The following is a 19,966-nucleotide window of genomic DNA, read 5'->3' as shown; positions in this document are numbered from 1 at the left end:
ACGGCGATTCGCGACGGCCAAAAGGGAACCCTTTTGGCCGTCGTCGCGTTTGCAAATCGGATAATAAGGAGAGACCCATGGCAAGCACGCCGTCCGAAGCCATCGTCCCTGGGCGCAGTACTCTATCCGCAGCTGCGCCAGCGCGCGACACAAGGCTCGACGTCCTGCGCGGTGTGGCCCTGATCATGATCTTCATCAATCATGTTCCCGGACAGATTTTCGAATATGTGACGACGAAGAATTTCGGCTTCTCCGATGCCGCCGAGGCCTTTGTGCTGATCTCGGGCATTGCCGTCGGCCTTGCCTATGGGGCTCGCTTTCAGCCGGGGAACCGGCTCAAGGTGGCGATCAAGGCAGCGAAGCGCGCCTTCACGCTCTATCTCGCCCATATGATCACCACCTTCATGACGCTGGCGCTGTTCATCTGTGGTGCCTGGCTGTTCCACCGACCGGGATTGCTGGTCGAAATCAATATCCTGGCGGTTCTGATGAACCTGAAGGAAGGCATTCCGGCTCTGCTCCTGCTCGGCCATCAGATCGGTTACAACAATATCCTGCCGATGTACGGCGCGCTGATGCTGATGGTGCCTATTATCCTCTTCTTGAATGCGCGGAGCCCGTTGCTGGCGCTCGGTGTCTCGGGCACCGTCTGGCTGCTTGCAGGGATCTACGAGGTGGCGCCGCACAACATGCTCATCGAGGGCTACTGGTTCCTCAATCCGCTCTCCTGGCAGTTCCTGTTTTCGATCGGCATCGTCTCGATGCTGCATATCAAGCGCGGCGGCACGATCCCGCGGCATCCGCTGCTGCTGGCGGCCGCTGCCGCTTACGTCTTACTGTCCTTCGTCTGGGTGACGGGCCATCTCTGGATTTTCGGCAACTCGCTGGCCGCACTTGGCCTGCCGACCGTTATCACCGGTTTCGACAAGACGTTCCTGTCGCTGCCGCGGCTGCTGCATGTGCTGGCGCTGACCTATCTCGTCATCAGCATCCCGGCGCTCTCGCGGATCCTGCGCCGTTCTGCGGATCATCCGCTGACGATCCTCGGGCGCCATTCGCTGAACATCTTCGTCGCCGGCACGATCCTCGCCATGATCGGCCAGGTGGTGCTCTACCTCACCAACAAGGACCCGCTGGTCGGCCCGCTCTTCGTGATATCAGGGGTCGCGATACAATTCGCCTATGCATATTATCTCGAGCGCAAGCGCCAACAGGGCAAGCTCAAGGGAAAAGTCGTCGCCGATACCGCCAGCATCCCCGTTCCCGTCCGCATCGGCGGAACGGCCAATGCCTATCGCCGGAGCGATCGGAAATAGGGTTCGGATTTATGTCAGATGTAGGAGCCGGTAGCCGAAAGGCCGCCGGCTCATTTTTTATGAACGAGGATGTTCACCAACTTTCCCAGCGGATCGCGCACATAGAAGCGCCTGACGCCCCAAGGCTCATCGGCTGGGCCATACTCGATCGGAAAGCCTGAGGCCGACATCGCCTCGAAAGCGGCATCCAGATCGTCAACCTCGATCGAAAGGTCCGGCACCTCCGTTCCGGAACCACCTTCACTGGCGATGCTGAGCTGAACATTCATCGAACGCGATGCGCCGAACGTCGTGATCCAGCCGTGATCCATGATGACGTCGAGACCGAGGATATCCTGATAGAAACGCCGGGCCAGGGTGATATCCGCTGCCTGGATATTGGCGACGATGCGCAGGACCTTCATGGGCTTTCTCCCTATGCTCGTTGACTGCCGAAGGTTAGGGAAGATCGGCGGGGTGATCAATCGTGTGGGTCAGAGCGGAGATGTTGTGCCGTGCGGTACCCCTCTGCCCTGCCGGGCATCTCCCCGCACGGGGAGATTGGATGGCGCGAGGGCTTCCCGAACAACTGGCCGTCGCATGACTCTAAACTGAAGGCGATATGGCACGGCAACCGGAGTGGTTGATGCTTTACGGGGAGCAAGCTCCTGCCGACCTGCCGAAAAACATTCTGGAAGTGTCAGGCATGTCTCCGAACAGCTGTCACGTATATATCCGGGCTTTACACCTGTGGGGGAGATATCCGGCAGGGCAGAGGACGATCAGATGGTAAGGCGCCGCTCCCGGGGCTCTGGCAAACAAAAAGACCGGAAGGGAGCTACCCTTCCGGCCTTTGTCTTGAGACCCGAACCGATCAGGCGGCTTCGGTGGTATGGGCCTTGCGGACTTCTTCGTCCGTCAGGATGCCGCTGGCGCGCAGCAGGGCGGCGAAGCGGCCGTTGCTGTGGCTGAGTTCGTCGAAGCTGCCCTGTTCGACCACACGGCCGTCGTCCAGGAAGAGCACCATATCGGCTTCGCGGACCGTCGACAGGCGGTGGGCGATGATGAAGGTGGTGCGGTTCTGGCGCAGATTGTCGATCGCGGCCTTGACGCGGGCTTCGGTTTCGACGTCGAGCGCCGAGGTCGCCTCGTCGAGCACCAGGATCGGCGCGTCCTTGAGGATGGCGCGGGCGATCGCGATGCGCTGACGCTCGCCGCCGGAGAGCTTGTTCCCGCGTTCACCGACATGCGTATCGTAGCGATCCTCACGGGTCTCGATGAAGTCGGCGGCGGCGGCGGCTTCAGCCGCACGGCGCATTTCCTCTTCGCTGGCGCCCTCGCGGCCGAGGCGGATATTGTCGCTGATCGAACGGTTCAGCAGGCCCGCATCCTGGAAGACGGTGGCGATGTGGCGACGCAGCGACTTGCGGGTCACCTTGGTGATATCGGTGCCGTCGACGAGGATCTTGCCGCCCTGGGCATCGTAGACACGCTGCAGCAGGTTGACGAGCGTCGTCTTGCCGGCGCCGGTCGGGCCGACGATCGCGACCGTCTGGCCTGCCTTCACCGAGAAGGAGACATTGTGCAGGCCCTGCGAGCTGTTGCCGAAGCCGAAGGAGACGTCGCGGAATTCAATCGCACCCTTGACGTCCTTGATCTCGCCGTTGCCAGCCGGCTCTTCACGTTCACGTACCGAGTCTTCCAGCGTATAGAAGTCCTCGAGCTTGGAGCGAGCCTCGAAAATCTGCGTGGCGAACTGGCGCATCAGGTCGAGGCGGCCGATCAGCAGGTTGGCGAAGCCGATGAAGGCGATGACGTCGCCGACGCGCAGCTGGCCGGCCTGGACGAGCATGGTGCCGATGATCAGGACCACCATCATCGCGATGGTCGAAGCCATGCGGTTCAGCGCGCTGGCGATCGCCCACCAGTCGAGCACCGGATACTGGGCTTCGAGCAGACGGTCGGCGAAAGATTTCAGCGCTCGGGTTTCAGCCTCGATGCGGTTGTAGCTGTGCAGGACCGAAACGTTGCTGATCGAGTCGCTGACATGCGAGAAGACGGTGTGATAATGGTTCTCGACCGAAGCCTGGCCGTCCTTGGTGCGGCTCATGACGACGCGGCCGATCAGCCAGTAGGCGATGGCGAGCACCATGAGCACGGCGGAAAGGCGCAAGTCCATCGACATTGCGGTCGGCACCAGAAGGGTAAGCGCGATAACCGTCGACAGGTGGTTGCGCATGAATTCCAGCCAGAGGCCGAACAGCGTTTCGCAGGCACGCAGCAATGTATGCAGCGCGTTGGAGGTGCCGCGCTGGTGGTGCCAGCCAAGCGGCATGGAGATGATGCGGCCGAAGGCTTCCGTCAGCAGCGTTGCCCGGCGTCCATGCGCCAGCCTGTCGGCCTCGCGGGCCACCAGGACGAAGGCGATGGTGTTGAAGACCGCGAAAGTCGCCCACATGAAGAGGATAGGCTTGACCTCTCCCTTGCCGGAAATCGCATCGATGATGCGACCGAACAGGATCGGCTCCGCAATGGTGATCGTCGCCAGAACAATGTTTGCGATAACGACCAGGGATACGCGCAGCTTGTAGGCGCCAAGATAGCGCAGAGCTCTTGCATAGACCTTGAATAGCGTCACGTCGAACCTCTTGTGCATCTGCGAAAACGGGATGATGCGATGCTACAAAAGGCTACCTGAACCGGCGATTAACGGAGCATTCAGGCATCGATCGTCGCGACGATTAAACCCGATCATACTATCGCAGGATGCGACGAGATGGCTATGGCGCTGAAATTGCTGCATGAACATATCTCGCAACAATTTGCGCTTGCATTTTATTAAATGTTTAGCACAGCATTAAATTAGTGACTGCATTTTTTGAAGAAGACCGTTTCGCGACCAATTTGAAAAGCCGCCGACGGCCTCGATGCGGGCGTCAAGTCCGGGCAAGGGGCATTTTTGTGAATATTAATTCGTTAATTCAATTGCTTATAATTCTGGAAGAATGTTCAAATCCTGAGGTAGTCGTCACCGAGTTGGAGCAGGGCATCCACGGCTGCGGCTTCGAATATTACGGCCTGCTGCGCCATGTGCCGCAGAATCCGGCGCAGCCGAATCCGGAACCCTGGGCCGCGGCGCTTGCCGGCCGCTGGCCGGAACAATGGCCGCAGATATATACCGCGAAAAAATATGTGCTGATCGATCCGATGGTGCGTTATCTCGCCCATGCCCAGCGGCCTTTCCGCTGGCGAGACAGCATGGCGGCGTTCAGCAAGGATGGGCAGCAACGCCGTATGGAGCAGATGATGGTCGATGCCTTCGGCCATGGACTGGAAGATGGCTACATCTTTCCGATCCACGGACGAAACGGCATTCTCGGCAGCCTCAATCTCGCCGGCAAGCCGATCGAGCTGTCACCGGTGGAGATCGCACTGTTCGAGGCGGTGGCGCGCAAGGCCTTCTGGCGGTTGCTCGACCTGAAAGGCGAAGTGCAGGCGCTGGGGACCGTGCTGCCGGCCGAGACGCCGCTGACCCGACGCGAGATGGAAATCCTGCACTATCTCGCCGAAGGCATGACCTCGATGGAGATCAGCAAGATGCTGAAGATCTCAAACCATACCGTCGATTGGTATATGAATGGCCTGCAGGACAAGCTGAAGGCGAAAAACAGGCAGCAAGCGGTGGCGCTTGCCTTCCGCCATGGCCTGATAAGCTGATGCATGTCGTCCAAAACGGGGCAGCGGTTTTGGACAAAGACATGCATGATCATAAGATAAGCGCGTCAAATGACGCGAGTCCGATGCTATGCGCTTCAGAATGGCGAGAAAGTGCATTTCGCAGTCGCAAGAGAAATTGAACTTCCTGTGACAAGAAGTTAAGAATTTTCTTCGCGGGTGCAGCATGCCCGCGTCTGAACGTCTGAGGAGACCGTTTTGCCCATTTCCAAGATTCTCGTTGCCAACCGCTCCGAAATTGCCATTCGCGTGTTCCGCGCGGCCAACGAACTTGGAATAAAAACGGTGGCCATCTGGGCGGAAGAGGACAAGCTGGCACTGCACCGCTTCAAGGCGGACGAGAGCTATCAGGTCGGCCGCGGCCCGCATCTCGCCAAGGATATGGGTCCGATCGAGAGCTATCTCTCGATCGAGGAGGTGATCCGCGTCGCCAAGCTTTCGGGCGCGGACGCGATCCATCCCGGCTACGGCCTGCTGTCGGAAAGCCCAGAATTCGTCGATGCCTGCAACAAGGCCGGCATCATCTTCATCGGCCCGAAGGCCGATACGATGCGCCAGCTCGGCAACAAGGTTGCAGCGCGCAACCTGGCGATCTCGGTCGGCGTGCCTGTGGTGCCGGCTACCGGCCCCTTGCCCGAGGATATGGCCGAAGTGGCCAAGATGGCCGAGGAGATCGGCTATCCCGTCATGCTCAAGGCTTCCTGGGGCGGCGGCGGGCGCGGCATGCGCGCCATCCGCGATCCGAAGGACCTTGCCCGCGAAGTGACGGAGGCCAAACGCGAGGCGATGGCCGCCTTCGGCAAGGACGAGGTCTATCTGGAAAAGCTCGTCGAGCGCGCCCGCCATGTGGAAAGCCAGGTTCTCGGCGATACGCACGGCAATGTCGTGCATCTCTTCGAGCGTGACTGCTCGATCCAGCGCCGTAACCAGAAGGTCGTCGAGCGCGCACCGGCCCCCTACCTCTCGGAAGCGCAGCGCCAGGAGCTTGCCGCCTATTCGTTGAAGATTGCGGCGGCGACCAATTATATCGGCGCCGGCACCGTCGAATACCTGATGGATGCCGATACCGGCAAATTCTACTTCATCGAAGTCAATCCGCGTATCCAGGTCGAGCATACGGTGACCGAAGTCGTCACCGGCATCGACATCGTCAAGGCGCAGATCCACATCCTCGACGGCTTTGCAATCGGCACGCCGGAATCGGGCGTGCCCGGGCAGAAGGATATCCGTCTCAACGGCCATGCGCTGCAGTGCCGCATCACCACGGAAGATCCGGAGCACAATTTCATTCCGGATTACGGTCGGATCACCGCCTATCGCTCGGCCTCCGGTTTCGGCATCCGACTCGACGGCGGCACCTCCTATTCCGGCGCCATCATCACCCGCTTTTACGATCCGCTTCTCGTCAAGGTCACGGCATGGGCGCCAAATCCATCCGAAGCGATTTCCCGCATGGACCGGGCGCTGCGCGAATTCCGCATTCGCGGCGTGGCCACCAACCTGACCTTCCTCGAAGCGATCATCGGCCATCCGAAGTTCCGGGATAACAGCTACACGACCCGCTTCATCGATACGACGCCTGAGCTTTTCCAGCAGGTCAAACGCCAGGATCGCGCCACGAAGCTGCTCACCTATCTCGCCGACGTCACCGTCAATGGCCATCCCGAGGCCAAGGACCGGCCGCGGCCGCTTGATAATGCGGCCGAACCGGTGGTTCCCTATGCCAACGGCAATACGGTCAAGGACGGTACGAAGCAGCTCCTCGACACGCTCGGTCCGAAGAAATTCGGCGAATGGATGCGCAACGAAAAGCGCGTGCTCTTGACCGACACGACGATGCGCGACGGCCACCAGTCGCTGCTCGCCACCCGCATGCGCACCTATGACATCGCCCGCATCGCCGGCACCTATGCGCATGCGCTGCCGAATCTTTTGTCGCTCGAATGCTGGGGCGGCGCGACCTTCGACGTTTCCATGCGCTTTCTGACCGAGGATCCGTGGGAGCGCCTGGCACTGATCCGCGAGGGGGCGCCGAACCTTCTGCTGCAGATGCTGCTGCGCGGCGCCAACGGCGTCGGCTACACCAATTATCCCGACAATGTCGTCAAGTATTTTGTTCGCCAGGCGGCCAAGGGCGGCATCGATCTCTTCCGCGTCTTCGACTGCCTCAACTGGGTCGAGAACATGCGCGTCTCGATGGATGCCATTGCCGAAGAGAACAAGCTCTGCGAGGCGGCGATCTGCTACACCGGCGATATCCTGAACTCGGCCCGTCCGAAATATGATCTGAAATACTATACCGACCTTGCGGTCGAGCTCGAAAAGGCCGGCGCTCACGTCATCGCGCTCAAGGATATGGCGGGCCTGCTCAAGCCCGCGGCTGCCAAGGTTCTATTCAAGGCGCTGCGTGAGGCGACCGGCCTGCCGATCCATTTCCACACGCATGATACATCGGGTATTGCGGCTGCGACCGTCCTTGCCGCCGTCGATGCCGGTGTCGATGCCGTCGATGCGGCCATGGATGCGCTTTCCGGCAATACTTCGCAGCCCTGTCTCGGTTCGATCGTCGAGGCGCTGCGCGGTACGGAGCGCGATCCAGGCCTCGATCCGGAATGGATCCGCCGTATCTCCTTCTATTGGGAAGCGGCGCGCAACCAGTATGCGGCCTTCGAAAGCGATCTGAAGGGTCCGGCATCCGAAGTCTATCTCCACGAAATGCCGGGCGGCCAGTTCACCAACCTCAAGGAACAGGCGCGCTCGCTCGGCCTCGAGACCCGCTGGCATCAGGTGGCGCAGGCCTATGCCGACGCCAACCAGATGTTCGGCGATATCGTCAAGGTGACGCCGTCTTCCAAGGTCGTCGGCGACATGGCGCTGATGATGGTTTCGCAGGACCTGACGGTCGCCGATGTCGTCAGCCCCGACAAGGAAGTCTCCTTCCCGGAATCGGTCGTATCGATGCTGAAGGGTGATCTCGGTCAGCCGCCGTCTGGATGGCCCGAAGCGCTGCAGAAGAAGGCGCTGAAGGGTGACAAGCCCTATACCGTGCGCCCCGGCTCGCTGCTCAAGGAGGCCGATCTCGATGCCGAGCGTAAAGTCATCGAGACGAAACTCGAGCGAGAGATCAGCGACTTCGAGTTTGCATCCTATCTGATGTATCCGAAGGTCTTCACCGACTTCGCGCTCGCCTCCGATACCTACGGCCCGGTCTCGGTGCTGCCGACGCCGGCCTATTTCTACGGTCTCAAGGATGGCGAGGAACTGTTTGCCGATATCGAACGCGGCAAGACGCTCGTCATCGTCAACCAGGCGATGAGCGCGACGGACAGCCAGGGCATGGTGACCATCTTCTTCGAGCTCAACGGCCAGCCGCGCCGCATCAAGGTGCCGGACCGGGCTCATGGGGCGACGGGTGCCGCCGTCCGCCGCAAGTCTGAGCCGGGCAATGCCATCCATGTCGGTGCGCCGATGCCGGGTGTCATCAGCCGTGTCTTCGTCTCGCCCGGCCAGGTCGTCAATGCCGGCGACGTGCTCGTCTCCATCGAGGCGATGAAGATGGAAACGGCGCTGCATGCGGAAAAGGATGGCACGATTTCCGAGGTGCTGGTGCGCGCCGGCGATCAGATCGACGCCAAGGACCTGCTCGTCGTCTACGCCGGCTGAGCAGGCGGGGCCGATGTTTCCGAAGGGTTGCATTCGGCCATGCTGCCGATCACCCGATTGTGTACGACCGGGCTGTTAAAAAGCTGATTTTGTGAAAAGTGAGCGGCCTCCTTGCCTTGCCCGGCGAGGAGGCTTTCTCATAGATTGGCACGCTCACCACCCGCCCCCAAGACCCATCAGGAAATCGTCTATGAGCAAGTTGAAGATTGCCGTCATTGTCGGCAGCACGCGTATTGGCCGTTTTGCCCAGCATCCGGCCAAGTGGATCGCAGATTTCGCCAGCCAGCGCTCTGATCTCGAAGTCGAAGTTCTCGACCTTCTCGACTACCCCATGCATTTCTTCGGGGAAGAGCGCGCCACCACGGCGGAAAGCGAAACCGCAGAGAACTGGAAGAAGAAGCTGCGCGAGTTCGACGGCTTCATTTTTACCGCCGCCGAATATAACCATGCGCCGACCGCGGTTCTGAAGAACGCGATCGATCTCGGCGAATTCATTCAGAAGCCGGTCGGTTTCGTCGGTTACGGCGGCGTCGGCGGCGCACGTGCGGTCGAGCAACTTCGCCTGATCTTCGTCGAAATGAGCGCAGCGTCCGTCAAGACGGCCGTCCACATCGCGTTCAGCGAATATCTTGCGGTTCTCAAGGAAGGCAAGAGCCTCGGTGATTACGCCCATCTCAATGAGGCCGCCAAGAACATGCTCGACCAGCTCACCTGGTGGGGCAATGCGCTGAAGGCCGCGCGCGCCGTCGTTACGGCCTCCTGATTGCAGCGAGCAATGCCGGGATGTTCGCATCCCGGCACCAGAGCCTTTCCCGGTTGGATTGCAGCATTCTGCCGGCGCAAAGATGCCCGGCCCACCGGCCGCACTGCTTCACTATGCGAAGCAATAGGTGCGTCCGGCGCTTCTAAAGTCTTGCAGATTTGCAAGGCAAATCTGCGGGAGGGTTGGCTGAAACGGGCCGGCTTGGCCGCAGAGCCGGGCTACGACGCGCGCCGGCCGGTCGACCATCCGACTCCGTTTGAGCCAACAGAATGCTGCAATCTAACCCGGAAAGGCTCTAGCTCAGATATCGTAAGTATTGGCGGCGTTGATCGTCGAGATGAAGCGCTTGGTGCGCTCGCGCTCCGGCGTATTGAAGATCGCCCTGGCGCTGCCCGTTTCCACCACGCTTCCGGCTTCCAGGAAAACGACGTCATTGGCGATCTTCGAGGCGAGCCGGAGATCATGGGTCGCCATCACCATCGTCGTGCCTTCGCTGGCAAGCTTGCCAAGCACATCGACCACCTCGGCGGAAAGTTCGGGATCGAGCGCGGATGTCGGCTCGTCGCAAAGAAGCACGCGCGGCGATGGCGCCAGTGCCCGGGCAATTGCGACGCGCTGCTGCTGGCCACCCGATAGTGTCGAAGGCCAGGCGTCGGCCTTGTGGGTCATGCCGACCTTGGTCAGCAATTCCATTGCGCGATCGCGGGCCTTTTCCCTCGGCCATCTCAGCACCGTCACCAGACCTTCCATGACATTCTCGATCGCGGTCTGATGCGGGAAGAGCTGGAAGTTCTGGAAGACCATGCCGGTCTGGCGGCGGATCTTCTGGATCGCCTGCCAGCTCGTTCGTTTGTCCGGCGTGAAGGCCAGCGTTTCCTCTCCCAGGCGGATCGCGCCTGCTGTCGGAATTTCGAGCAGGTTGATGCAGCGCAGCAGCGTGCTCTTGCCGCCGCCGGAAGGTCCGACCAGCGCGGTGACGCTGCCTTCGGGGATGCGGATGCTGATATCCTTCAGGATGACCGCATCGCCGAAGCGCTTTTCGATGTTGGAAAGCTCGATCATGCATTTGCCTCCAGCATACCGCCATAACGCGCGAAGCGGCGTTCCAGCCGCACTTGCAGCTGCGAGAGGACGGAGCTCAGGACGAGATAGATCAGCGCCGCCTCGATATAGAGGATCAACGGCTCATAAGTGGTGGCGACGATGCGCTGCGCCGCCTGGAAGAGTTCCGGCACGGTGATGGCGGCGGCAAGCGACGTGTCTTTGACCAGCGAGATGAAAGTATTCGACAAAGGCGGCACGGCGACACGGGCGGCCTGCGGCAGGATGGTGCGGCTCATCGCCTGGCGCCAGCTCATGCCGATCGAATAGGCAGCTTCCCACTGGCCTTTCGGCACCGAGGAAATGACGGCGCGGATGATCTCGGAGCTATAGGCGCCGATATTCAGGGTGAAGCCGATGAGGGCGGCCGGGAAGGCATCGAGCAGGATGCCGAGGCTCGGCAGGCCGTAGAAGATGACAAAGAGCTGAACGAGCAGCGGCGTGCCGCGGATGACCCAGACATAGAAGCGCGCGACGGCGGAGAGCGGCATCGGCCCGAAGAGCCGGGCGATCGCGGTGGCGAGTCCGAGGGCCAGGCCGAAGACGAAGGAGAGCAGGGTCAGCGGAATGGTGAAGATCAGCCCCGCCCACAGGAGCGAGGGCAGCGATTCCGCCATCAGTTGGAGCCAGTGCGCCAAGGGAATTCCTTCTGGTCGGTTGGTGCGTCGAAGTGGAATACCCCTCCCCAACCCCTCCCCACAAGGGGGAGGGGCTTATCGGGGCCCTCGGCGCGCCAAATAGCGACCGTACTGGTGGCGGGGAGGCTGTTCTGAGATGAGGCGGCGCGGCATCGAACCCCCTTGCCCTTGTGGGGCAGGGGGTTCTTTTCTTGAACCAAGCTTACTTGGAAACGTCCTGGCCGAAATACTTGTCGGCGATCTTCTTATAGGTGCCGTCGGCCTTGATGTCGGCAAGCGCCTTGTTGATTTCGGCGAGAAGCTCCGGCTCGTTCTTGCGGATGATGACGCCGGAGTAGTCGGCATTTTCCTGTTCGGCGACAATCTTCACCGGCGCGTCCGGCTTGTGCTTCTTGAAATCGAGGAAGGAGAGGCTGTCGTTGATCGTGGCGTCGGCGCGCTTGGTCAGCACGAGCTGGATCGACTGATCGAAACCATCGGTGCCGACGAGTTCGGCGCCGGCTTCGGTGGCGAGCTTGCCGAAGTTGCTGGTCAGTGATTGGGCGGCCTTCTTGCCCTTCAGATCGGCGAAGGACTTGATGCTGTCATCGCCGTCACGGGCGATCAGCACGGCCTTGGAGGCAATATAGGGCTCGGAGAAATCATATTTCTGCTTGCGGGTTTCGGTGATGCCGACCTGATTGATGACGGTGTCGTAGCGCTTGGCGTCGAGGCCGGCGATCAGGCCGTCCCACTTGCCTTCGACGAACTCGGCCTTGACGCCGAGCTTGGCGGCGATCGCTTCGCCGATCTCGACATCGAAGCCGACGAGCTTGCCGCTTTCGTCATGATAGGTGAAGGGCGCATACGTGCCTTCGGTACCGATCTTGAAGACGCCGGCCGATTTGATGGCGGCGAGGTTCTCGCCGGCATGGGCAGGCAGGAGGGCCGCAGCCTGAATGAGGGCGGCAGCGGCGACGGTTTTCAACCAGTTCATTGTTTTATCCATCCTTGGGAGGTTGTCATCGGATGGGGATACTTTGCAGAAAATTATGGCGCCGGAAGCGTAGAAAACTGCGAATAAAAGCAGCAACTGCAAATAATTTTCTCAAGCGGCCGTTCCAACCATGAATCCTGCAGAAACAGGCATCATGCTCCGGCCCGGCGGCGCAGCCTTTCGCTGACGATGATGATCAATCCGGCGCTGAGGATCAGGGCCGCGCCGACGACCACATTGTGCGTTGGGATGTCGGCCCAGATCAGATAGCCCAGGAGGAAGGCCCAGACGAGAGAGCTGTATTCGAATGGTGCAAGCACGGAGACGGGCGCCTGGCGCATGCCTTCGAAAAGGGCGAATTGGGCGCAGCCGGCAACGATGCCTGTGGCAATGAGCAGCGCGAGCTGCGTCATATCGGGGGTCTGCCAGGTGTAGAGAACGGCAAGGCCGGTCAGGGCAAGAAAAAAGACGTTGGAAACGGTGAGCTGCACGATGGTCTTTTCGTGCAGCGAGGTCTTGCGCAGCAGCACCATGGCGGATGCCCAGAGGACGGCCGCCTGCAGCGCAAGATAGACCGGCCAGGAAATGGTGAGGCCGACCGGATTGCAGGCGATCAAGACACCGACGAAACCGACGCCGACGGCCAGCCAGCGCGCCGGCGTGACCTCTTCCTTCAGGATGACCCATGCGAGCAGGGTACCGACGACAGGTGCGGCGTAATAAAGCGTCGTCACTTCGGCAAGCTGCAGGCGGCTTGCCGCGGAATAATAGGAAAGCCAGGCACAAAGAAGAAGGATGCTGCGGGCGATCATCGGCTTGACGATCGGCGATGTGATCGTTTGGCGAACGAGTTTGCCGCGACCATAGGCGAGACAACCGAGGAAGATCGTGAGGCTGCGGAAAAACAGGATCTGCCAGACGGGAATGCTTGAAGTCAGGATCTTGATGATCGCGTCATGGAAGGTAAACGCCATATAGGCGACGGTCGTGAGCAGGATGCCCAGGCTGACGGAGTTTTTCACAGGAAGACGCACCAGATGGCGGATATGCCGGAGGGAATCGGGAATGATGAATCGATATTCCTGCCTCTTAGACTGGTCAATAGGACATATTTCGCTCTGGTAGTGACTTTGTTTCAAAACGTCAGAAAACGTGTAGCAATGCGTATTGCCTGCACGATCATAAGTGTTTATGCACGTTTCTAGATTTGTGAGATGTCGATCCGGTAGGAACATGCAGGATTTTCTATTACGCGAGCGTCAAGGGGTGATTTCTGAGAGGTTGCGGATGAATGGCCGCGTGCTGGCGGCGGAACTTGCGCTCGAATTCGGCGTCTCCGAGGATACGGTGCGGCGCGATCTGCGCGAGATGGCGGCCGCGGGGCTCTGCGAGCGGGTCTATGGCGGCGCATTGCCGGTCTCGCCGGCGCATGGAAGCCTGACGCAGCGCATCGGCTTTGCCGCCGACCGGAAACAGGCGCTGGCGCGCGCTGCGGCACAGCAGATCGCCGCCGGTTCGACGGTGTTCTTCGATGCCGGCAGCACCAATCTGGCGATTGCCCATGCATTGCCGGCCGATCTTGCGCTGACGGCTGCGACGAATGCGCCGGCGATTGCCGCAGCGTTGATCGACAAGCCTGCCATCAACGTCATCCTGATCGGCGGGATGGTCGATCGGCAGACGGGCGGTGCGCTCGGCGCCAAGGCCCTGCGCGATATGGAGCAGATTTCGCCCGACCTCTGCATTCTCGGCGCCTGCGGCGTCGACCTTGAGGCCGGCATCACGGTGTTCGGTTTCGAGGATGCGGAGTTCAAGCGGTTTGCGACGTCGAGGAGCAAAAGGGTGCTGGTGGCTGCAACCTCGGAGAAATTCGGCACTGCCGCCCCCCATAGTGTCCTGCCGGTTGCCCATTGCGAATGTCTGGTGGTCGAACACGATGCCGATCCGGCAATTCTCGGCCGCTACCGCGAGCGCGGATGCAGGACTGTTATCGCCGAGAAAACGAACTGAGGCGACGTCACAGAGTTTAGGGAAATCGGGCGCTTGCAAGCCCGGCAATGAGGAAAGACCGAGAAATGGACAGTCATGTAAGTGCGTCGGGGGTCCGGAGCGGCTTCGTTACCAGAAGCAGGGCGGCGGTTTCCCTGCTCTTTCTCATGAATGGCTTCGTCGTCGGCTGCTGGGCGCCGAAGATTCCGGACTTTGCCGAGCGTCTGGCGCTGAGCAAGTTCGAGCTTGGGCTGATGATCCTCGTCTTCGGCGTCGGCTCGCTGGTCATGATGCCGATTGCCGGTGCGCAGATTGCCAAGCACGGCTCGCGTATCGTCGTTCAGGTGACGGCTGTCTGCGTGCTGCCGTTGCTGCTGGCATTGACGCTCGCGCCAAATGTGATCACCGGGGCCATTTCGCTCTTCCTGTTCGGCGGCTTCATTGGCGCAATGGATGTGGCGATGAATGCCAATGCGGTGTCGGTCGAGAAATCCATGCGCCGCGCCATCATGTCGTCCTGCCATGCGTTCTGGAGTCTTGGTGGACTGATCGGCTCGGGTCTCGGCGGCATCGTGATTTCCAAGCTCGGTATTCTCGGTCATGCGGAACTGGCGACGGTGCTGGCGGCAATCTTCCTTGCTCTGGCATGGCCGATGATCCTTGCGGACCCGCCGCATCCCGACACCAAGAAGGAAAAGACGAAGCTGCCGATGGTGCCGCTGCCGTGGCTGCTCGGATTGATGGCGCTGTTCAGCATGGTGCCGGAAGGTGCGGTTCTCGACTGGGGCGCGCTCTATCTCCGGCAGGAAATGGATGCATCCGTGGCACTTTCCGGTCTTGGTTTCGCAGCCTTTTCGGCGACCATGGCGATCATGCGCTTTGCCGGCGATCTGGTGCGCGACCGTCTGGGCGGCGTCAAGACGCTGCGCATCTGCACGCTGTTTGCGATCGTCGGCATGCTGCTTGCAGGCTTGGCCCCCAATGCCGAGATCGCTATCCTGGGTTTTGCCTTTTGCGGGATCGGGATTTCCAACATGGTGCCGATCGCTTTCTCGGCGGCGGGCAATATTCCCGGCCTCAAGCCCGGCATCGGCATCTCGGTCGTTACGACCATGGGCTACTCCGGCATGCTGGTCGCACCGTCCTTGATCGGCTTCGTCGCCGAGCATGTCGGCTTCGCTGCGGTCTTCATGGCGCTGCCGGTGCTGCTGCTCGTCGTCCTCCTGTTTTCCAAACTGGCCCATTATGCCGATGGGACCTCCGGAGGCGGCCACTGAACCGCCTCCAACCAAAAGTGATATCGGGGGGGCGGTTGACAAGAAAGCGGTCATGATCCACCTGAAAGGCGCTGTTTCTAAAGCGCGTCGCAATCTTTCAGATTTGCTTCTCGCGCTTTAGGTCTTTATTTTGCGCATGTCGTGATCGCAAAACCGCTGCATACTTTTGCGCGACATGCTTTAGGGGTGCAAGAACTCTTCATGTTGTCAGCCGCCGATTTTGATCCGAAACCGCGCCGCGCTTCCGTTGCCGTCGATGTCGGCGGCGTCATCGTCGGCGGCGGGGCGCCGGTCGTCGTGCAATCCATGACGAATACCGATACGGCCGATATCGACTCGACCGTCGCGCAGGTCGCCGCCCTGTTCCGGGCTGGCTCGGAGCTTGTGCGTATCACCGTCGACCGTGACGAGAGTGCGGCTGCCGTGCCGAAGATCCGCGAGCGGCTGCTGCGGCTCGGCATGGACGTGCCATTGATCGGCGACTTCCACTATATCGGCCACAAGCTGCTCGCCGATCATCCCGATTGTGCCGCGGCGCTGGCGAAATACCGCATCAACCCCGGCAATGTCGGCTTCAAGGACAAGAAGGACAAGCAGTTCGCCGAGATCATCGAGATGGCGATCCGCCATGACAAGCCGGTGCGTATCGGCGTCAACTGGGGTTCGCTCGACCAGGATCTGCTGACGGCGCTGATGGACCAGAATGCCGCGGCCGGTTCGCCGCTTTCGGCCCGGCAGGTGACGCGCGAGGCGATCGTGCAGTCGGCGCTGCTTTCGGCAGCCCTTGCCGAGGAGATCGGCCTGCCGCGCAACCGCATCATCCTGTCGGCCAAGGTCAGCCAGGTGCAGGATCTGATCGCCGTCAATTCGATGCTCGCCGAACGCTCCAATCACGCGCTGCATCTCGGTCTGACCGAAGCCGGCATGGGCACCAAGGGCATCGTCGCCTCGTCGGCGGCCATGGGCTTCGTGTTGCAGCATGGCATCGGCGATACGATCCGCGTGTCGCTGACGCCCGAGCCGAATGGCGACCGCACCCGCGAAGTCCAGGTGGCGCAGGAGATCCTGCAGGTCATGGGCTTCCGCCAGTTCATACCGGTCGTTGCCGCCTGTCCGGGCTGCGGACGCACGACCTCGACGGTGTTCCAGGAGCTTGCCCAGAACATCCAGAACGACATTCGCAAGAACATGCCGGTCTGGCGCGAAAAGTATCCCGGAGTCGAGGCGCTGAACGTCGCCGTCATGGGCTGCATCGTCAACGGGCCGGGTGAAAGCAAACATGCCGATATCGGCATTTCGCTTCCCGGCACCGGCGAGACGCCGGCCGCCCCTGTTTTCATCGATGGCCGTAAGGCGCTGACGCTGCGCGGCCCCAATATCGCCGCCGACTTCGAGGCGCTTGTCGTCGATTATATCGAGAAGCGTTTCGGCCAGCGGACGGCGGCGGAATGAACGCCTTCGAGTTCGAATGAGCCGGTATTGGTCTGATATCGTCAGCAAGCTTCGGCCCTATGTCGCCGGAGAGCAGCCGCGTATCGCCGGCTTGGTCAAGCTCAACACCAACGAGAATCCCTACGGGCCGTCTCCGAAGGCACTCGAGGCAATCCGGCAAGCGACGGACGATCGTCTGCGGCTCTATCCTGATCCCGCGGCGACGGAATTGCGCGAGACGATCGCCGCCCGTTTCGGCCTGATGGCGGAAGAAGTATTCGTTGGCAACGGCTCCGACGAGGTCCTCGCCCTCGCGTTTCAGGCGCTGTTGAAACACGAACGGCCGCTTCTCTATCCCGATGTGACCTATAGCTTCTACCCGACATATAGCCTGCTATACGATGTCGAAGCGATCGAAGTGCCTGTCGATCACGGGTTCCAGATCCGACTGGCGGATTACGACAGGCCGTGCGGCGCGATCATCATCCCCAATCCGAATGCACCGACCGGGATCGGCCTGCCGCGTGCCGACATAGAGGCGCTTGTCGCCGCTCACCCGGATGCGGTCGTCGTGATCGACGAGGCCTATGTCGATTTCGGCGGCGAAAGCGCCGTCCCGCTCATTTCAAAATATCCCAATCTGCTTGTCATTCAGACCCTGTCGAAATCCCGCTCGTTCGCAGGCCTGCGCGTCGGCTTCGCGCTGGGGCAGCGGGAACTGATCGAGGCGCTGGTGCGCGTCAAGGACAGTTTCAATTCCTATCCGCTCGATCGCCTGGCGCAGGTCGCCGCGACGGCGGCGATCAAGGACGAGGCGTGGTTCGAGACATGCCGGAGGAAGCTTATCGCCAGCCGGAAAAACCTCGTCTCCGAACTCCAAGCGCTGGATTTCGAGGTCTTGCCGTCCCAGGCGAATTTCGTTTTCGCAAGGCACCAAAGTCAGTCGGGTGCAGCGCTTCTCACCGCCCTGCGCGAGCGGAACATTCTCGTCCGGCTTTTTGCCAAGCCGCGTATTTCGGACTTCCTGCGGATCAGCATCGGCACGGACGAGGAATGTGCCCGCCTGGTTTCGGCTCTCACGGAAATATTGGCAGCCTAACTGCCGTTCAGCTCTTCCGGTCGGCGATGAAACGCGCCGCAGCGGCAAGGGTCGAGGCACGGGCGCCGTAAGGGGCAAGCAGCGCCTCGGCATCGCGGACATGCTGGTGGAGCTGGCGCTCGGCCCATTCCATACCGCGCAGGGCGACGAGCGTTCCCTTGCCCCGGGCTGCGTCCTTGCCGGTCGCCTTGCCCATGGTCTCGGTGTCCGAAGTCAGGTCAAGAATGTCGTCGGCCAGCTGGAAGGCAAGGCCGATCTTTTCGCCGAAGGCGCGCAGGCGGCGGCGGTCTTCCGGCGCACTTGCCGAGATGATGGCGCCGGCTTCGCAGGCGAAGCGGATCAACGCGCCCGTTTTCATCGCCTGCAGGCGGATGATGCCGGCCTCGTCAAGGGCTTGTTTTTCGGCTGCCAGATCGAGGGCCTGGCCGCCGGCCATGCCGCCAAGACCGGCGGCACGGGCAAGGGCCAGCACCAGCGATGCCTTGCTGGTATCGGGAAGCGCCGTTTCCGGCGCGGCGACGATATCGAAGGCGTAGGTCAGCAGGCTGTCGCCGGCGAGGATCGCGGTCGCTTCATCGAATTTAATGTGTACCGTCGGTTTGCCGCGGCGCAGGTCGTCATCGTCCATGGCCGGCAGGTCGTCATGGACGAGGGAATAGCAGTGGACGCATTCGAGTGCCGCGCCAACGCGAAGTGCTGCCTCAGCGTTGCCGCCGAGAAGGGCAGCGCTTTCGACGACCAGGAATGGGCGCAGCCGCTTGCCGCCGTTCAGCACGGCATAATACATGGCATCGCGCAGCCTTTCGGGCCTGGCGATTTCATCGGAAAGGATGCTTGGTGAAAGCAATGCGTCGAGCAGCGCCTCGATCTCGTGGGCGTTGTTCTTCAGCCTCGTTTCGAAAGTGTCCCGGTTCGCGTCCATGGGCGCTGTTTGGCATGAGCGCCCCCGGGCTTGCAACGGAATTGTCGATGACAGCGGCAAGATTCACCACGCACTCTGGCATAAGCTCTGTACAGGCGCTATGAGAACGAGAGGAGCGAAATCGGACTGGGGAACATTGGATATAGCGCCGGAGAGAGAGGACAGCGTCGACATGCCGGTTCGTCGGCAATGGTTCGGAGATCGGCGGTTCGGAGATCGGCGCGTGTTGAAACGCATTGTTCTTGCCGTCCTGGTCTTTCTGATCCTTCCCTACGCGTTGATCTTTTTCTATCTGCTGCCCTTCATTCACCCCGTCTCGACGCTGATGCTGCGCGATCTCCTGCTGCTGCGCGGTTACGACAGGCAATGGGTGTCGCTGGATGACATCGCCCCGGTCGTGGTGCAGTCGGTGATGATGTCGGAGGACGGGCAATATTGCTTTCACGGCGGCGTCGACTGGGCTGAAATGCGCATGCTGGTCGAGGATACGCTGAAAGGCCAGGCGACGCGCGGCGGCAGCACCATCCCGATGCAGACGGCGAAAAACCTTTTCCTCTGGAACAGCCGCTCCTTTGTGCGCAAGGCGCTGGAGCTTCCACTCGCGGTCGCCACGGATTTCGTCCTGTCGAAACGGCGGCTGATGGAAATCTATCTCAATATCGCCGAATGGGGTCCCGGCATCTACGGCATCGAGGCGGCCGCCCAGCATCATTTCAAGGTGCCGGCCTCGAAGCTGACGCGGCGCCAGGCATCGCTGCTAGCCGTCTCGCTGCCGAACCCGATCGACCGCAATGCCGGCAAGCCCGGACGCGGCCTTCGCCGGCTTGCCGGCGTGATCGAGAGGCGTGCGCAAGGTTCGGGCGATTACATCAAGTGTATCTATGATTGACATCAGAACTTGTCGTCAGAACAGGATGATTTTAGCCCGGGGTCGGCCTGAAATCTGAATCCTGTTCTAAATTATATCGTGAGAGCATGATGTCGTGAGAAAACCGCTCACACTTTTCGGTATCATGCTCTAGAGGCGGTAAGCGTCATCTGACATTCTTGGTTCTGCCATATGGACGGATGCTGTCC

Annotated in this window: 16 protein-coding genes; 9 read left to right on the top strand and 7 right to left on the bottom strand. The window is 60.8% G+C overall.

The genetic code is table 11. The features are described 5' to 3' along the window. Positions 1 to 77: 77 nt before the first annotated feature. Positions 78 to 1,316 carry an OpgC domain-containing protein gene (opgC, locus tag FHT79_RS27070; RefSeq protein ID WP_047615756.1) on the top strand — a complete coding sequence of 413 codons (1,239 nt, stop codon included), beginning with the start codon at positions 78 to 80 and terminating at the stop codon, positions 1,314 to 1,316. Positions 1,317 to 1,366: 50 nt separating this feature from the next. On the opposite strand, the gene FHT79_RS27065 is transcribed toward opgC, so the two are convergent. Together FHT79_RS27065 and FHT79_RS27060 are read right to left on the bottom strand one after the other, a co-directional pair. Then, a complete protein-coding gene (locus FHT79_RS27065; protein ID WP_047615754.1) occupies positions 1,367 to 1,720 on the bottom strand; it encodes a VOC family protein in 354 nt (117 codons plus the stop codon). Positions 1,721 to 2,169: 449 nt separating this feature from the next. Then, a complete protein-coding gene (locus tag FHT79_RS27060; protein ID WP_028758321.1) occupies positions 2,170 to 3,933 on the bottom strand; it encodes a glucan ABC transporter ATP-binding protein/ permease in 1,764 nt (587 codons plus the stop codon). A 323-nt stretch (positions 3,934 to 4,256) separates the two neighbouring features. On the opposite strand from FHT79_RS27060, the gene FHT79_RS27055 reads away from it, so the two are divergent. From FHT79_RS27055 to FHT79_RS27045, 3 genes are all read left to right on the top strand, one after another. Next, positions 4,257 to 5,012, top strand: a complete 756-nt coding sequence (locus tag FHT79_RS27055) for a LuxR family transcriptional regulator (RefSeq protein ID WP_028758320.1) — start codon at positions 4,257 to 4,259, stop codon at positions 5,010 to 5,012. 216 nt (positions 5,013 to 5,228) lie between these two features. Further along, positions 5,229 to 8,693, top strand: coding sequence for a pyruvate carboxylase (gene pyc, locus FHT79_RS27050; RefSeq protein ID WP_028758319.1), 3,465 nt, complete (start codon positions 5,229 to 5,231; stop codon positions 8,691 to 8,693). A 190-nt stretch (positions 8,694 to 8,883) separates the two neighbouring features. Further along, positions 8,884 to 9,456, top strand: a complete 573-nt coding sequence (locus FHT79_RS27045; RefSeq protein WP_028756540.1) for an NAD(P)H-dependent oxidoreductase — start codon at positions 8,884 to 8,886, stop codon at positions 9,454 to 9,456. A gap of 300 nt (positions 9,457 to 9,756) precedes the next feature. Here FHT79_RS27045 and FHT79_RS27040 read toward each other — a convergent pair whose 3' ends face one another. The 4 genes from FHT79_RS27040 to FHT79_RS27025 all read right to left on the bottom strand — a co-directional run bounded on the left by FHT79_RS27040 (position 9,757) and on the right by FHT79_RS27025 (position 13,193). Next, positions 9,757 to 10,518 carry an amino acid ABC transporter ATP-binding protein gene (locus tag FHT79_RS27040; RefSeq protein WP_028758318.1) on the bottom strand — a complete coding sequence of 254 codons (762 nt, stop codon included), beginning with the start codon at positions 10,516 to 10,518 and terminating at the stop codon, positions 9,757 to 9,759. Beyond that, a complete protein-coding gene (locus FHT79_RS27035; RefSeq protein WP_012759450.1) occupies positions 10,515 to 11,195 on the bottom strand; it encodes an amino acid ABC transporter permease in 681 nt (226 codons plus the stop codon). Before FHT79_RS27035 ends, FHT79_RS27040 begins: the two co-directional genes overlap by 4 nt. A 202-nt stretch (positions 11,196 to 11,397) precedes the next feature. Continuing rightward, a complete protein-coding gene (locus tag FHT79_RS27030; protein ID WP_017995516.1) occupies positions 11,398 to 12,171 on the bottom strand; it encodes an amino acid ABC transporter substrate-binding protein in 774 nt (257 codons plus the stop codon). A gap of 152 nt (positions 12,172 to 12,323) precedes the next feature. Then, complete coding sequence (locus FHT79_RS27025) at positions 12,324 to 13,193, bottom strand: DMT family transporter (RefSeq protein ID WP_028756538.1); 870 nt, start codon at positions 13,191 to 13,193, stop codon at positions 12,324 to 12,326. Between the two features lie 211 nt (positions 13,194 to 13,404). On the opposite strand from FHT79_RS27025, the gene FHT79_RS27020 reads away from it, so the two are divergent. From FHT79_RS27020 to hisC, 4 genes are all read left to right on the top strand, one after another. Next, positions 13,405 to 14,181, top strand: a complete 777-nt coding sequence (locus tag FHT79_RS27020; RefSeq protein WP_028756537.1) for a DeoR/GlpR family DNA-binding transcription regulator — start codon at positions 13,405 to 13,407, stop codon at positions 14,179 to 14,181. Positions 14,182 to 14,246: 65 nt separating this feature from the next. Next, positions 14,247 to 15,437, top strand: a complete 1,191-nt coding sequence (locus FHT79_RS27015; RefSeq protein WP_028758317.1) for an MFS transporter — start codon at positions 14,247 to 14,249, stop codon at positions 15,435 to 15,437. Between the two features lie 201 nt (positions 15,438 to 15,638). Then, positions 15,639 to 16,889, top strand: coding sequence for a flavodoxin-dependent (E)-4-hydroxy-3-methylbut-2-enyl-diphosphate synthase (ispG, locus tag FHT79_RS27010; protein WP_028756535.1), 1,251 nt, complete (start codon positions 15,639 to 15,641; stop codon positions 16,887 to 16,889). Between the two features lie 16 nt (positions 16,890 to 16,905). Then, on the top strand, positions 16,906 to 17,967 hold the full coding sequence (hisC, locus tag FHT79_RS27005; protein ID WP_028758316.1) for a histidinol-phosphate transaminase: 1,062 nt from the start codon (positions 16,906 to 16,908) through the stop codon (positions 17,965 to 17,967). 7 nt (positions 17,968 to 17,974) lie between these two features. Here the strand turns inward: hisC and FHT79_RS27000 are convergent, their stop codons facing one another. Next, positions 17,975 to 18,889: a polyprenyl synthetase family protein gene (locus tag FHT79_RS27000; protein WP_028758315.1), complete on the bottom strand. Its 915-nt coding sequence runs from the start codon at positions 18,887 to 18,889 to the stop codon at positions 17,975 to 17,977. 136 nt (positions 18,890 to 19,025) lie between these two features. Between FHT79_RS27000 and mtgA the strand changes: the two genes are divergently transcribed. Then, the gene (gene mtgA / locus FHT79_RS26995) at positions 19,026 to 19,778 is read left to right on the top strand and encodes a monofunctional biosynthetic peptidoglycan transglycosylase (RefSeq protein ID WP_028756532.1); all 753 of its coding nucleotides are present in this window, start codon (positions 19,026 to 19,028) and stop codon (positions 19,776 to 19,778) included. Positions 19,779 to 19,966 lie beyond the last annotated feature (188 nt).

This window comes from Rhizobium sp. BK212, assembly GCF_014197475.1.
GTDB classification, from domain to species: domain Bacteria; phylum Pseudomonadota; class Alphaproteobacteria; order Rhizobiales; family Rhizobiaceae; genus Rhizobium; species Rhizobium anhuiense.
Note: the sequence above shows the minus strand (reverse complement) of the source record. Positions and strands in the feature narration are given on the sequence as shown.